This window comes from Ruegeria sp. AL2 (assembly GCF_056540845.1).
In genome coordinates this window covers 16,188-30,525 of sequence record NZ_JBQFXM010000006.1, presented here as the reverse complement: position 1 = coordinate 30,525, position 14,338 = coordinate 16,188, and the positions used below count along the sequence as shown (strand labels likewise).

14 protein-coding genes are annotated in these 14,338 nt (G+C 59.0%); 4 read left to right on the top strand and 10 right to left on the bottom strand.

Annotated elements, in window-relative coordinates; all coding sequences use genetic code 11:
- The first annotated feature begins 60 nt into the window (after positions 1 to 60).
- Positions 61 to 522 (top strand): Lrp/AsnC family transcriptional regulator, encoded by a 462-nt coding sequence (locus ACR0ID_RS10150; protein WP_480475410.1) that lies wholly within the window; start codon positions 61 to 63, stop codon positions 520 to 522.
- On the opposite strand, the gene ACR0ID_RS10145 is transcribed toward ACR0ID_RS10150, so the two are convergent.
- Positions 523 to 1,395, bottom strand: a complete 873-nt coding sequence (locus ACR0ID_RS10145) for a LysR family transcriptional regulator (protein ID WP_480605182.1) — start codon at positions 1,393 to 1,395, stop codon at positions 523 to 525.
- Between the two features lie 93 nt (positions 1,396 to 1,488).
- Here ACR0ID_RS10145 and ACR0ID_RS10140 point away from each other — a divergent pair, with 93 nt between their 5' ends.
- Positions 1,489 to 1,770, top strand: coding sequence for a DUF1330 domain-containing protein (locus ACR0ID_RS10140; RefSeq protein WP_480519196.1), 282 nt, complete (start codon positions 1,489 to 1,491; stop codon positions 1,768 to 1,770).
- A gap of 58 nt (positions 1,771 to 1,828) precedes the next feature.
- Here the strand turns inward: ACR0ID_RS10140 and rpsD are convergent, their stop codons facing one another.
- The 3 genes from rpsD to ACR0ID_RS10125 all read right to left on the bottom strand — a co-directional run bounded on the left by rpsD (position 1,829) and on the right by ACR0ID_RS10125 (position 5,772).
- The gene (rpsD, locus tag ACR0ID_RS10135) at positions 1,829 to 2,449 is read right to left on the bottom strand and encodes a 30S ribosomal protein S4 (RefSeq protein WP_480519198.1); all 621 of its coding nucleotides are present in this window, start codon (positions 2,447 to 2,449) and stop codon (positions 1,829 to 1,831) included.
- Positions 2,450 to 2,720: 271 nt separating this feature from the next.
- A complete protein-coding gene (locus ACR0ID_RS10130) occupies positions 2,721 to 3,164 on the bottom strand; it encodes a hypothetical protein (protein WP_480605179.1) in 444 nt (147 codons plus the stop codon).
- A 325-nt stretch (positions 3,165 to 3,489) separates the two neighbouring features.
- Positions 3,490 to 5,772: an adenosylcobalamin-dependent ribonucleoside-diphosphate reductase gene (locus ACR0ID_RS10125; protein ID WP_480605177.1), complete on the bottom strand. Its 2,283-nt coding sequence runs from the start codon at positions 5,770 to 5,772 to the stop codon at positions 3,490 to 3,492.
- 114 nt (positions 5,773 to 5,886) lie between these two features.
- Here ACR0ID_RS10125 and ACR0ID_RS10120 point away from each other — a divergent pair, with 114 nt between their 5' ends.
- A complete protein-coding gene (locus tag ACR0ID_RS10120; protein WP_480605175.1) occupies positions 5,887 to 6,318 on the top strand; it encodes a DUF1489 family protein in 432 nt (143 codons plus the stop codon).
- Here the strand turns inward: ACR0ID_RS10120 and hisG are convergent, their stop codons facing one another.
- From hisG to hisS, 3 genes are read right to left on the bottom strand one after another with little or no spacing between them, the layout of a single operon-like run.
- Positions 6,319 to 7,008, bottom strand: a complete 690-nt coding sequence (gene hisG, locus ACR0ID_RS10115) for an ATP phosphoribosyltransferase (protein ID WP_480605173.1) — start codon at positions 7,006 to 7,008, stop codon at positions 6,319 to 6,321. It lies immediately after the preceding gene.
- Complete coding sequence (locus tag ACR0ID_RS10110; RefSeq protein WP_480605171.1) at positions 7,005 to 8,093, bottom strand: ATP phosphoribosyltransferase regulatory subunit; 1,089 nt, start codon at positions 8,091 to 8,093, stop codon at positions 7,005 to 7,007. Before ACR0ID_RS10110 ends, hisG begins: the two co-directional genes overlap by 4 nt.
- Before the next feature lie 3 nt (positions 8,094 to 8,096).
- Complete coding sequence (hisS, locus tag ACR0ID_RS10105) at positions 8,097 to 9,584, bottom strand: histidine--tRNA ligase (protein ID WP_480605169.1); 1,488 nt, start codon at positions 9,582 to 9,584, stop codon at positions 8,097 to 8,099.
- 131 nt (positions 9,585 to 9,715) lie between these two features.
- Here hisS and ACR0ID_RS10100 point away from each other — a divergent pair, with 131 nt between their 5' ends.
- A complete protein-coding gene (locus ACR0ID_RS10100; protein ID WP_480484821.1) occupies positions 9,716 to 9,910 on the top strand; it encodes a SlyX family protein in 195 nt (64 codons plus the stop codon).
- 4 nt (positions 9,911 to 9,914) lie between these two features.
- Here the strand turns inward: ACR0ID_RS10100 and ACR0ID_RS10095 are convergent, their stop codons facing one another.
- The 3 genes from ACR0ID_RS10095 to dnaE all read right to left on the bottom strand — a co-directional run bounded on the left by ACR0ID_RS10095 (position 9,915) and on the right by dnaE (position 14,102).
- Positions 9,915 to 10,286 (bottom strand): hypothetical protein, encoded by a 372-nt coding sequence (locus ACR0ID_RS10095; RefSeq protein ID WP_480605167.1) that lies wholly within the window; start codon positions 10,284 to 10,286, stop codon positions 9,915 to 9,917.
- An 11-nt stretch (positions 10,287 to 10,297) separates the two neighbouring features.
- A complete protein-coding gene (locus ACR0ID_RS10090; protein ID WP_480475390.1) occupies positions 10,298 to 10,516 on the bottom strand; it encodes a YMGG-like glycine zipper-containing protein in 219 nt (72 codons plus the stop codon).
- Positions 10,517 to 10,601: 85 nt separating this feature from the next.
- Positions 10,602 to 14,102 (bottom strand): DNA polymerase III subunit alpha, encoded by a 3,501-nt coding sequence (dnaE, locus tag ACR0ID_RS10085; RefSeq protein ID WP_480605165.1) that lies wholly within the window; start codon positions 14,100 to 14,102, stop codon positions 10,602 to 10,604.
- Between the last annotated feature and the right edge of the window lie 236 nt (positions 14,103 to 14,338).

Genomic DNA, 14,338 nt, shown 5'->3' with positions numbered 1-14,338 from the left:
GCGCGAAAACTTCACCTTTCTTTGCGTGTATTTTTAATTTATTGTGTCATATGATCAAACATGGCACAAAAATTAGATCAAATTGACACACGACTTCTGAAAGAGCTGCAAAAGGACGCCACTCTGTCGCAACGGGAATTGGCGGATCGTGTGGGGCTTTCTCAGAACGCCTGCTGGCGCCGTCTGAAGGCTTTGAACGAAGATGGTGTCCTGATCGGTTCAACCGCCCGCATCGCACGCGAGAAATTGGGGCTGAGCCTTGTGGTCTTTGTCATGCTGCGCACGCGGCATCATTCGACCGAGTGGCTACAGGCCTTTCGCAGCCACGTTCTGACGATCCCCGAGGTCGTGGATTTTCATCGTATCGGCGGTGATTATGATTATCAGCTGAAAGTCGTCACACAGGATATGGCATCTTACGACAAGGTGTATCAACGGCTAATCGAAAAGGTCGAGCTGGACAGTGTCACGTCGTATTTCGCGATGGAAGCAATCGCCGAAGGACGACCATTGCCGATATGATCACGCCGTAAACAACGGGCTTTTTTGCTTGAAAAAGGGCACCGCGATGTCGCGGAACGCGACCAGTTTTGCCGAAGGCCAAACATCCGGGTGCGCCACGATCCAGATATCTGCGTAGGGTTGCGGTGAAAGGATTGGAACCTGCACCAAGCCCCGAAGTGAGCGGCCCAGAAACACCGGCATACGCACAACGCCCAACCCTGATTGCGCGGCACCCGCCATCGCGACCATGTCATCAAAGCGCATATGTATGCGCGAGTTTGGGTAGATTTTGTCGACGCCGTCTGGCAGGTTCGGCTGCTTTTCGTAAAGCAACCAATCCACGGGCGCGTTCGGATCTTGCCGCATTCGCGCGGCCCATTCAGGCGTAGCAAAACAAGCGCTATGCTGTTGCGTCAGGCGCAGACCTTTCAACGTATCGCCGGGGTTGCGGCTGATCCGGATCGCAATGTCGGCTTCGCGCCGATTAAGATCCAGAATCTTGTTTGCCGCGCGCACCTGCAAAGACACAGCAGGGTGCCTTTGAGCAAACTGGCCCAGCGCCGGGGACAGAACATGGGCAATTAACAGTTGCGGCGCGGTTAAGGTCAGTTGCCCTTCCAATCGGGCATCTCGCCCTGACAAACCACGCAGCATCGCGTGTTCTGCGCTTTCCATCCGGGCAGCATATGCAGCGACAAGGTGCGCTGCTTCTGTCGGCCGATACCCGTCGGTCAGCCTTTCGAACAGCACTTCACCTGTCGCAGCTTCGGCGCGCGCTATACGGCGCGCGACAGTTGTGTAGTTGACGCCAAGCTCTTGTGCCGCGGCGGACAGGGTGCGCCTTCGAACCACGGCAAGTACGGCCCGGTAATCATCCCAATGAATATCCATACATGCAAATTCGCACATCATTGATGCAAATACACGCGTTCTCGCAAAGCAGATCACACCCTAGCTTTTGCCCACACATCAAGGAGAAAAGCCATGATCTATGCCTACGCAAAACTCACTGTAAAGAATCCCAACGCTCTGGCCGCATATCGCGAACAGGCCGGGACTGCATTGGCCCGCCATGGCGGAAAAGTCGAACACGCCACCGCAGAAACAACCGCGCTGGACGGCGCGCCGGACTTGCCTGATGTTGCAGCCCTGCTTTCCTTTCCCAACCGGGACGCGGCGCTGGGATGGATCAACGACCCGGAACTAAAAGACATCCACGAGCTGCGTCGCAGCGCAGGCGCGTCAGATATCGTTCTGCTGGGCTGAAAATGAAAAGAGCCGCACCCAAAGGTGCGGCTCTGAATTCCGGATCGGAATGCGAAGATCAGTTCTTCGCGTAGAATTCGACGACCAGGTTCGGTTCCATAATGACCGGGTACGGCACATCGCTCAGGCCCGGTGCGCGAACGAACGTTGCGGTCATTTTCGAATGGTCGGCGTCGATGTAGTCAGGAACATCACGCTCGGCCAGGGCAACAGCTTCCAGAACAACAGCCAGTTGCTTGGACTTGTCACGCACTTCGATGACGTCGCCTTCTTTGACGCGGTAGCTGGGGATGTTGACACGCTTGCCGTTCACTTTGACGTGACCGTGGTTCACGAACTGACGCGCAGCGAAGACGGTCGGTACGAACTTGGCGCGATAGACGACGGCGTCCAGACGGCGCTCCAGCAGGCCGATCAGGTTTTCACCGGTGTCGCCTTTTACACGCTCGGCTTCGGCATAGATGCGGCGGAACTGCTTTTCGGTCAGGTCGCCGTAGTAGCCTTTCAGCTTCTGCTTGGCACGCAGCTGCAGACCGAAGTCTGACAGTTTGCCTTTGCGGCGCTGGCCGTGCTGGCCGGGGCCGTATTCACGACGGTTGACCGGGGATTTCGGACGACCCCAGATGTTTTCGCCCATCCGGCGGTCGATTTTGTACTTGGCAGACGTGCGTTTGGTCACGGCTGATCTCCTTCGTTAGGTCGATGCCCAAACGGGCAACTATGAAGGGCGTTGTCCTCTTGAGGTTTCCCTCATGACAGGCTTCCCCTTGCGGGGGCCACCAACACCAATGAAGCCGCGCTTATATCCGCAAAGCCAGCAGAGTCAACATGGCATTCAACGCAGTTTCGAATATAAGCAAAGATATGTTCGCCGCAGGCAGCACAGGCTCCTGCACGTACAGCGACGACCGCCGTCACACCGCTTTCGTCAAGAAAAATACAGGTCGCGTTCAGACCGGAAATGCAACGACGTTCCCGCCGCCTTCAACACCCGCCTTGTGCACCATCACAACCTCGGTCACGTCGACGATCCAGAATTCTTCATCCCGTGGCGGGCAAGCGCCATCGAAAACGATGGTTGGTGCTGCATCATTAGTGTCGGCAACAAGGTTGGCTGAAAACCGCTGCGACCCATTGGTAAGTGTCAAAGCACCGGTCACGTGGCCGGAAACTTCCCGGACAATCGGAAAGCGGTTCTGCAAACGGGTTGCAGCGCCCAGCGCATATCCTATCTGTTCTATGCTGTTTTCGGCCTCAGCGCTCAGCACTATCGCCTGTCCGCGCCATGACCAAGCCGCGCCGACGGCCAGACAAGCCAAAGGCGCGTCCTCGAGTCCGTCAATTTCAGTTTGATCCCATGAAATGGCTACCTGACCGTTAACTCCGGCTCTCATCTGCCCACTCGCACTATTTAACATCCCGATATTCAATCATTGCTTATCAGCACAAAATCCGGCGGAAAAGAGACGGGAATGCAGCATTCACAAGAATGTTGCAGAAGTGAATCAAAAATATGTGTTCGACCTGAAATCAATACGCGTCTGCGAACAATCCCGTGTCTTGTTCGTTGCCGGCCGTCCGAACATCAACTGGCTGCGACTGATCAGGGTTCGAAATAGAAACCACCGCCCAGAAAAGCGATGGCCACGCTTGCGTGGCCAGACACTCAGTCTGTCGGGTCAAATTGATGAGCGCTGACTTTCGCGCAGCGCCTCATACCTACCCGCATTTGGAATGACCGCAGCTGCGGCAGGTCATGCAGCCTTCGATCATGACCATGTCATACTGACCACAGGAAGGGCAGGCTTTGCCGCGTGGCGCGTCCAGGTTCACCACTTGCGCCTGAGGGTCGGATTTCAGCCCCATCCCCTCGCCTTCCAGAAAGCCGATGGCGACCATGTGCTGTTCGATCACGCCCCCGATCGCGGCCAGGATCGATGGGATATACTTGCCTTTGACCCACGCCCCGCCGCGCGGGTCGAAAACGGCTTTCAGCTCTTCGACCACAAAGGACACGTCCCCACCCCGGCGGAACACGGCCGAGATCATCCGCGTCAGCGCCAGTGTCCAGGCGTAATGCTCCATGTTCTTGGAGTTGATGAACACTTCGAACGGGCGGCGGCGGCCCGAAATGATGATGTCGTTGATGGTCAGATAAATCGCGTGCTCGCTATCGGGCCATTTCAGCTTGTAGGTCGACCCCTCCAGTGATTGCGGGCGATCCAGCGGTTCGGACATGTAAATGACGTCGCCGCTTTCAATTTCATGAGGCGCATTCGCGCTTTCCCCCGGCACCTTGTCGTCGCTTTCCGAAACGGTCAGAACCGACCCCGTCACATCGTTGGGCCGGTACGTCGTGCACCCTTTGCAGCCCTGATCCCAGGCCTGCATGTAGACATCCTTGAAGGCGTCAAAGCTGATATCCTCGGGGCAGTTGATGGTCTTGGAAATCGAGCTGTCGATCCATTTCTGCGCCGCCGCCTGCATCTTGACATGATCAAGGGGTGTCAGGGTCTGGGCATTGACGAAATAGTCGGGCAGCGCTGCGTCGCCGAACTTGTCGCGCCACATCTGAACGGCGTAATCCACAACCTCTTCCTCGGTTCGCGAGCCGTCTTTTTGCAGAACCTTGCGGGTGTAGGCATAGGCAAAGACCGGTTCAATCCCCGACGACACATTCCCGGCATAAAGCGAAATCGTGCCCGTGGGCGCAATCGAGGTCAGCAGAGCGTTGCGGATACCATGTTCGCGGATCGCATCGCGGACGTCGTCATCCATTTGCTGCATCGTGCCGCTGGCCAAATATTTCTCAGCGTCGAACAGGGGGAACGCGCCTTTCTCCTTAGCCAGATCGACCGAGGCCAGATATGCGGCGCGGGCGATTGCGTGCAACCAGCGTTCCGTCTGGCGCGCCGCCTCGTCGGACCCATAGCGCAGGCCCAGCATCAGCAACGCATCCGCAAGACCCGTCACGCCCAGCCCGATGCGGCGCTTGTCCTGCGCTTCCGCCTCTTGCTCGGCCAGCGGGAATTTCGAGGCGTCCACGACGTTATCCATCATGCGCACGGCTGTCGCGACCAGTTCCTGCAATGCCGGTTCATCCAGATGCGCGGCATCCCCGAACGGTTCGGCAACCAGCCGCGCCAGATTGATCGAGCCAAGCAGGCAAGCCCCGTAAGGCGGCAGAGGCTGCTCGCCACAGGGGTTCGTCGCGGCGATGGTTTCAACATAGCTCAGGTTGTTGGCCTGATTGATGCGGTCGATGAAGATCACGCCCGGTTCGGCATAATCATACGTGGCCTGCATGATCTTGTTCCACAGATCACGCGCCTGAACGGTGTGATAGATCTTGCCGTCGAACTGCAACTCCCACGGGCCGTCGTCCTTGACCGCCTCCATGAAGGGATCGGTCACCAGCACCGACATATTGAACATGCGTAGGCGGGCCGGGTCAGATTTGGCGGTGATGAACTGTTCGATATCGGGATGGTCACAGCGCATGGTGGCCATCATCGCCCCCCGGCGCGAGCCCGCGGACATGATCGTGCGGCACATTGCGTCCCACACATCCATAAAGCTGAGCGGGCCCGAAGCATCTGCCGCCACGCCCTTCACATCCGCGCCGCGCGGGCGGATGGTCGAGAAATCATAGCCGATCCCGCCCCCCTGCTGCATGGTCAGCGCGGCCTCTTTCAGCATGTCAAAGATACCACCCATGCTGTCGGGGATGGTGCCCATGACGAAACAGTTGAACAGCGTCACCTGCCGCGCGGTGCCTGCGCCAGCGGTGATGCGCCCGGCGGGCAAATACCTGAAATCTTCCAGTGCCTCGTAGAACCTGTTTTCCCAATGATCCGGGTTGTCCTCGACCCGCGCGAGGTCGCGGGCGATGCGTCGCCAGCTGTCTTCAACCGTTTGATCGATGGGCGTGCCATCCGCCTGTTTAAAGCGGTATTTCATGTCCCAGATCTGCTCGGCGATGGGGGCGGCAAAGCGGCTCATTGGTGATTCCCTGTGCTGAAAGAGGTATCCAGACTAACACCCACTACACCTTGATGAAAGCCAATCCTGAGCTACAATGGATAGATAGCCAATGGACGACTCTGTGGGAAAGCTGTGGATAAGTACGTGAACCTCATCAAACTTTCGGTTGGTTCGGATAGCGTGGACTCTCTGATCGCGTGGCAGGACAGCCGAATGCCGCTTTATGAGGACGGATATCCGCGCCACGTAACCCGCATGTGGCCCAAACGTGATGCCGAGATTCTGAATGGCGGATCAATCTATTGGGTGATCAAGGGTGTCGTACAGTGCCGTCAGCGCATTCTGCGCCTGGATGAAGTGATTGGTGAAGACGGTATCCGCCGCTGCGCCATCGTCCTCGACCCAAAGGTACATCGTACACAGAACGCCTTGAAACGCCCGTTTCAGGGCTGGCGATACCTGAAACCGGAAGATTCACCAGCTGACCTGCCGAAAGGGCGCGCGCAGGACGACGCCCTGCCCGATGATCTGAACCGCGCCCTAGCGGATATCGGTGTGCTGTAATTACCGCAGCCGATCCAGCAATTCCGTCAGAACCTCCTTGTCCGCCGCGTCGACCTTTGCAACCCGGCTGCGCCACAATGTGGCCTGCGATTGCAGGATCAAGCCGTCCGACAGGATCTTGAGGTGGTTCGCCCGCAAGGTTTCACCGGACGAAGTGATATCGGCAATTGCCTCGGCGGTTTCGTTCATGACCGTGCCTTCGGTCGCCCCCTGGCTGTCGACCAGAGTGTAGTCAGCCACGCCCGCGTCTGTCAGGAACTCACGCACCAGTCGGTGATATTTGGTGGCAATCCGCAGCCGGTGGCCATGGGTGTTGCGAAATGCTGCTGCCGCCGCGTCGAGATCGTCCAGCGTGTCCACATCGACCCAGCAGGCAGGTGTGGCGATGATCAGATCAGCCTTGCCAAAGCCCAGCTGCGCGATCTCTTCGACCTGCTGTTCCCAGCGCGGAAGTTTTTCTTGCACCAGATCGATCCCGGTGACGCCCAGATGGATACGGCCCGACGCAAGTTCGCGCGGAATTTCGCCCGCCGACAAAAGGATCAGTGAGACGCCGTCAATCCCGTCGACCCGACCCGCATATTCCCGGTCCGAGCCGTTGCGGGACAGCACGATGCCGTGCTTTTCGAACCATGAGACGGTCTTTTCCATCAACCGGCCCTTCGAGGGCACGCCCAGTTTCACACTCATTGCGCGGCCTCCTCGATTTCAAGCATCAGGTCCGGGCGGATCACGCCGCCGATCGCGGGGATTTCGGCCCCATCGCCCAAGCGGCGCGTCAGCGCATCATAGCGCCCGCCCGTGGCGACGGGCGGCAGGTCGGGGCGGCCTTCGGCGTAGAACCCAAAGACAAACCCGTCGTAATATTCCATCGATGTCCGGCCATATGACGCTTCGAAATCCAGCCGTGCAACATCGACACCACGCGCCTGCAGGGCTGCGATCCGCGCCTCCAATCGGTCCAGCGCTGGGGTGATCTGCGGCAGATCCACTGCCACATCCCTCAGCTGTTCCAACGCGAAGGGCATGGTTTCACGCACATTCAGCAGCGTTTCCAACCCGGCCAGTTCATTGTCGGAGATCGGCGGCGCAGCGCGATCTTCGCGCAGGGCTTTGATCCGGTCGGCTATCTCGGGCGCGCGACGCTTGCCGATCATCGGAACATCAACCGCCATCGGGTCGGCCGCGTCCAAAAGCGCGTCACGGCCTTCGGGCCCCGGTTTACGCCCTGCAAAACGGTCCAGCAGCGCACGGAACCGGCGCGGCCGCCACAGGTGCCGCATCAGCGCGGCCTTGCGGCGGTCTGTGGTCCGAAGCCCTTCGACAGCCGCGGTCAGGATGCCGATATCCCCGGTTGCTGCACGCAGGGGCAGCCCGCGCAGTTGCAACGCCATCAGCGAAAACACTTCGGCATCGGCACCAGCGGGATCATCGCGGTCAAACACCTCGTACCCCACCTGAATATACTCGTTCGACCGGTCCGGGTCGTGTTCCTGACGGCGGAACACCTCACCTGAATAGGTATAGCGCGCAGGCTCGGCCCCGTCCCGCATGTGCATCTGAACAACGGGCAGGGTGAAATCCGGGCGCAGCATCTGCTCACCCCGCAGCGCGTCCGAGGTGACGTAGGCGCGGGCGCGGATATCCTCGCCATAAAGGTCCAGCAACATTTCAGCGGGTTGCAACAGGGGCGTATCCACCACCTGCGCGCCCGCAGCCTCGAACCGGACACGCATCATCGCGGCGCGGGCCTGTATCTGGGAACGGTTGGGCATGGGTCAGTCCTGACTGTCCAGAATTTCACGCACTTTCGCGACCAGATCAGAGCGCGATACTTCGAACTGACTGGGGCGTTCCTTCCATTCCTCCAGCGTGGCGCTTTCAGCGATCTTTGCCCCAAGGATCAGGTCCTTGACCTGCACGATGCCTTTTGCCTTTTCGTCCCCGCCTTCGATCACCGCAACCGGAGAGTTGCGCTTGTCCGCGTATTTCAACTGGTTGCCAAAGTTCTTGGGATTGCCCAGATACACTTCGGCCCGGACGCCCGCATTGCGCAGCTCGGCCACCATCGCCTGATAATCAGCCATCCGGTCGCGGTCCATCACGGTGACGACGACGGGGCCTTTGGCGTGGGCGCTGATCCTGCCTTTTTCGCGCAGCGCGGCCAGCAACCGATCCACGCCGATAGACACGCCGGTCGCGGGCACTTCCTGCCCGGTAAACCGCTTGACCAAATCGTCATATCGCCCGCCACCCGCAACCGAGCCGAACTGCCGCTTGCGGCCTTTCTCGTCGAAGATTTCGAAGGTCAGCTCGGCCTCGTAGACCGGACCGGTGTAATAGCCGAGGCCGCGGACGACCGATGGGTCAATCACGATGCGGTCGGGGCCGTAGCCGCCAACAGAGAGAAGTTCAGCGATCTGTTCCAGTTCAGCAATCCCATCCGCCCCGATCTTGCTGTCACCCACTGCAATGCGAAGGTTGGCCAATGTACCAGCGGTATCGACGGCCTTGGAAGTCAGGAAGGCGATAACCGGGTCTGCCTGATCATCGCTGAGACCAACGCCGTCGATAAACGCGCCCGACGCGTCCAGACGACCCTTGGTCAGCAACTCGCGCACACCCTGCTCACCCACCTTATCGAACTTGTCGATTGTGCGAAGGACATTGTCTCGTGCGGCTTGATCATCGCCAAGCCCCATCGCCTCCAACACACCGTTCAAAACCTTCCGGTTGTTCACCCGGATCAGGTAGTCGCCGCGCGGAATTCCGACCTCTTCCAGCGTGTCGGCCAGCATTGCACAGATCTCGGCGTCAGCAGCCATCGAGGCGGTTCCGACCGTATCCGCATCGCACTGATAGAACTGCCGAAAGCGCCCCGGCCCCGGCTTTTCGTTGCGCCAGACCGGACCCATTGCATAACGGCGATAAGGCGTCGGCAGGTCGTTGCGGTGCTGGGCGTAGACACGGGCCAGTGGCGCGGTCAGGTCATAACGCAGGGCCATCCAGTCGCCATTTCCGCCCTCGTCAAACTCCTGCCATGCAAAGACGCCTTCGTTCGGGCGGTCCACGTCGGGCAGGAACTTGCCCAGCGCCTCGACGGTTTCGACCGCACTGCTTTCCAGCGCGTCAAACCCGTACCGATGATAGACACCCGCAATCGTCCGCAGCATCTCGGTGCGCTGCGTGACTTCCTCGCCGAAATAGTCACGGAACCCTTTCGGCGTTTCGGCCTTGGGGCGGGGCTGTTTCTTGGGCTTGGCCATGTGGGGCGTCCTTGGGAGTGTACCTGTTCCGCGCGCGGTCTATCCCATGGCCCGCATCTGGGCAAGGCGCGCTTTCTCTGGCCAAGGCGTCACAGGGTCGCTATGTGCAGCCTGAAAGACAGGAGCATTCCATGCAGCATCTGGAAGAACAGATTGCCCATCTGACCCGCACGGTTGACGAATTGAACGCGGTTGTCACCAGGCAACAGGCCGAGATTGATAGGCTGACCCGCCGTGTCGAGATGCTGCTGCACCGCGAGGCTGAACGCGCACAGGAAGGGTCAGGCGGCGTTGTCCTTGGTGACGAACGCCCGCCACATTACTGAAGGCTTACAGCCCCAGCGTTGATTTCACCGCGTTGTCGACGACGCCACCCAGCAGGGCGTTTTCATCCCCGGCGCAACCCTCTTTCAGAGCCGCCACAAATGTTTCGCGCAGCGCGGCCTTTTCCTCGTCCGAACTGGCATGAGCTTCGAGGTCGACCTGACGGTTATAAAGTGACAACGCCGTCATCTTGCCGACCACGTCCACAATGTATTCTTCATTCCCGTCGGCCTCTTCGATGACCGACGCGCAGGTGTGGTACATAAGCGGCAGCGCCGCTTGCACCATCTTTTCGGCTTCCTCGTCCGCAAGGGCAAAACCGGGCCCTGTAAGCAGCGTTGTGGTGGTGATCACTTTCATCGCGTTCAAACGCATCATCCCGCCCCCGCTTATTTCGAGTTCGCGCCGATCAGCGCACCAACAATTGCCCCAGCGGCGGCGCCTTTGCCGTCGCCGATCAAGGCCCCAACCCCGGCCCCAATCACAGCACCTTTGATCGTGTTCTCTTTCTTTTTGTCGTCCGCAAGCGTGGCTGTCGCCGAAACCAAAGCCAGCGATGCCGCCGCCCCCAATACAATCGTTCTGAGATTGAGACCTGCAATCGTCATATCAACGCCCTCCCGTGGCATGAGTAGAAGACATATTTGCAAGGTCAGCCTAGCGATGCGCTAACTGTCTGGCAACAAAGCGGTGTCAGATCTCTTCGACGGTCATCACGCCTTCCAGCGATTTGATCGCGCCCTTGATCTGCGGGTTTATCGGAAACACGCGCCCCAAGTCGATTTCGACGTCGCCGGGCAGGCCGGGGTCCAGCAACAGCAGCTGGATCGGTCCTCGGGCCGCACCCTTGGCAGCGGTTGCGGCTTCTTCAAGAACCGTTGCAATCGTCGACACTGCCCGCGCTTCGTCGACAAAGATGCGCAGGCCCGTCGCCCCGGCTTCGGCCACCACAGAATCCGCTGGTCCAACCGAACGCCCCAGCAGCTTGAGCTGATCGGACTCCATCGTCGCCTCAACGGTCAGAACCACCTGAGCGCCGGTTTCCAGAAACTCGCGGCATTTCTCCAGCGTGTCGGAAAACAGCGTGACCTCATAAGCGCCGGTCGGGTCCGAAAGCTGGGCAAAGGCGAACCGGTTGCCCTTGGCCGATTTCCGTTCCTGCCGCCCGGCAACCACTCCGGCCATCTTGGCGATCAACGGGCCAGAGCGGGCTTTCTCTGTCACCTCGTCCAGCGTCAAAACCTGTTTACGCTTCAAGGCCGGCATATAGTCGTCCAGCGGATGACCAGAGAGGTAGAATCCGATGGCCTTGAACTCTTCGCTCAGACGTTCAGCCGGCAACCAGTCGGGGGTCGGCGCCAGGCGCGGTTCGGGCAGGTCATCTCCGGCCTCGCCAAACAGTGACACCTGGTTCGAATTCTTCTGTTCATGGATCGCGGCCGAATACTGCACCAGCGCATCTAGGCTTTCAAACACACGGCGGCGGTTCCGGTCCAGCTCATCAAAGGCCCCGGCGCGGGCCAGCATCTCAAGCGGGCGTTTGCCCACTTTCTTCAGATCAACGCGGCGGGCGAAATCGAACAGGTTAACAAACGGCTTGTCCGCGCGAGCCGCAACGATCAGGTTCATCGCCTCGACACCTACATTCTTGAGCGCGCCCAGCGCATAGACCAGATGTCCGTTATCAACATCGAACGTGGCCTGAGATCGGTTCACACAAGGTGGGACATACGGCAGTTCCAGCCCTTTTCGGACCTCTTCGAAATAGATCGCCAGCTTGTCGGTCAGATGGATATCGCAATTCATGACGCCCGCCATGAATTCAACCGGATGGTTCGCCTTCAACCAGCCGGTTTGATAGCTGACCACCGCATAGGCGGCGGCGTGGGATTTGTTGAAGCCGTAATTGGCGAATTTCTCGAGAAGGTCGAAGACTTCGCTGGCTTTCTTGGCATCCACCCCGTTTTCTGCCGCGCCTTTTTCGAACTTGGGGCGTTCGGCATCCATCGCCTCTTTGATCTTCTTACCCATCGCGCGGCGCAGCAGGTCTGCACCGCCCAGGCTGTACCCCGCCATGACTTGCGCGATCTGCATCACCTGTTCCTGATAGACGATAATACCTTGAGTTTCCTCAAGAATGTGGTCGATCAGCGGGTGAACGGATGTGATTTCGCGCAGCCCGTTCTTGACCTCGCAATAGGTCGGGATGTTCTCCATCGGGCCGGGACGATAGAGCGCGACGAGGGCCACGATATCCTCGATACAGGTGGGTTTCATGCGCTTGAGCGCGTCCATCATGCCTGAGGATTCAACTTGGAACACCGCGACCGTCTTGGCCGCTGAATAGAGCTTATACGTCGCCTCGTCATCCAGTGGGATGGCGTTGATCTGGTTCTCGGCCCCCTCGGCAGGTTCGTAAAGCTCGGTGCCATCGGCGGCGATATGCAGCTTCCGTCCGGACTTGAAGATCAGGTCCATCGCGTTCTGGATCACGGTCAGGGTTTTCAGACCCAGAAAGTCGAACTTTACCAGCCCGGCCTGTTCCACCCATTTCATGTTGAACTGGGTTGCAGGCATGTCGGATCGCGGGTCCTGATAGATCGGCACCAGCGCGTCCAGAGGCCGGTCGCCAATCACAACCCCAGCCGCGTGGGTCGAGGCGTTGCGCAGCAGCCCTTCGACCTGCTGTCCATACGTCAGCAAACGATCCACCACCTCTTCGTTACGAGCTTCCTCCCGCAGACGCGGCTCATCCTTCAGGGCTTTTTCGATGGAAACCGGTTTTACCCCTTCAACCGGGATCATCTTGGACAGACGGTCCACCTGCCCGTACGGCATTTGCAGCACCCGCCCGATGTCGCGCACGGCGGCCTTTGACAGCAAGGCACCAAAAGTGATGATCTGCCCCACCTTGTCGCGCCCGTATTTCTGCTGCACGTAACGGATCACCTCTTCGCGGCGATCCATACAGAAGTCGATATCGAAGTCGGGCATCGAAACCCGTTCGGGATTCAGGAACCGTTCAAACAGCAGGCTGTAACGCAGCGGATCGAGATCGGTAATTGTCAGCGCATAAGCCACCAGCGAGCCCGCACCCGACCCCCGCCCCGGCCCAACCGGAATATCGTGATCCTTGGCCCATTGGATAAAGTCGGCAACGATCAGGAAGTAGCCAGGGAACCCCATTCCTTCGATGATGCCAAGCTCGAAATCCAGCCGTTCCTGATATTCCTCGGGCGTCACCGCATGGGGGATCACGGCCAGACGTTTCTGCAAGCCCTCGTTGGCAATGCGGCGTAGTTCAGCGACCTCGTCATCGGCGAATTTCGGCAGGATCGGATCACGCCGATAGGCCATGAAAGCGCAGCGTTTGGCAATCTCGACAGTGTTCTCGATGGCCTCGGGCAGATCGGCAAACAGCGTCACCATTTCCTGCTGCGACTTGAAATAATGCTGCGCGGTCAGGCGGCGGCGACCTTCCTGCTGGTCGACATAGGCCCCTTCGGCGATACAGATCAGCGCATCATGGGCCTCGTACATATCCGAGGTCGGGAAATAGACGTCATTGGTGGCAACCAGCGGCAGGTTCTTGGCATAGGCCATCTCGATATGGCCGCGCTCGGTCTGGCGTTCGGCCTCTGGTTGGCCGTCCTCGCCCGGATGACGCTGGAGTTCGATATACAGACGATCCGGAAAGATCGCGGCCAGCCGATCCACCAGCGCCTCGGCCGCCAGGCGTTGCCCCTGCTGCAACAGGCGGCCCACCGGCCCATCGGGCCCTCCGGACAGGCAGATCAGCCCGTCGGAGCGGCCCGCAAGCTCGTCCAGCGTGACCTGCGGCAACTGCCCGCTCTTGTCCACGTAAAGGCACGTGCTCAGCTTCATCAGGTTCTCGTACCCCGCCTCGGACTGTGCCAGCAGAACAAGCGGCGCGGGCGTTTTTGGCTTTTCCCCCGGTTGCGATTGAACGTAAGTCAGATCAACCTGACAGCCCATGATCGGCTGGACACCGGCCTGGCTGGCTGTCACCGAAAATTCCAGCGCCGAAAACATGGAATTCGTGTCAGTCACCGCGACGGCAGGCATCTCCATCTTCTCGCACAGGGCGGGCAGTTTTTTCAGCCGCACAGCGCCTTCCAGAAGGGAGTATTCGGTGTGAACACGTAGGTGAATGAATCGGGGGTTACTGCTCATGAACGGCAGGCTACCCTAGCCGCGAGGCATGCAAAAGCCGGAACCTGCGCCATTGTTTGGCAAAATAATCATTTTCGATTATTCGGATTTTCCAGAAGGTGCTTCGGAAAGCGACATCTTCACTGACAAAAAAACGCTTTAGTTTCAAGCAACTGATATTTACACAGGGTGCGCAAATCCACGCCACTTGGCTGTAATGATGCATCATACAGGCAGTTTTTCTTGCCAGATCACGC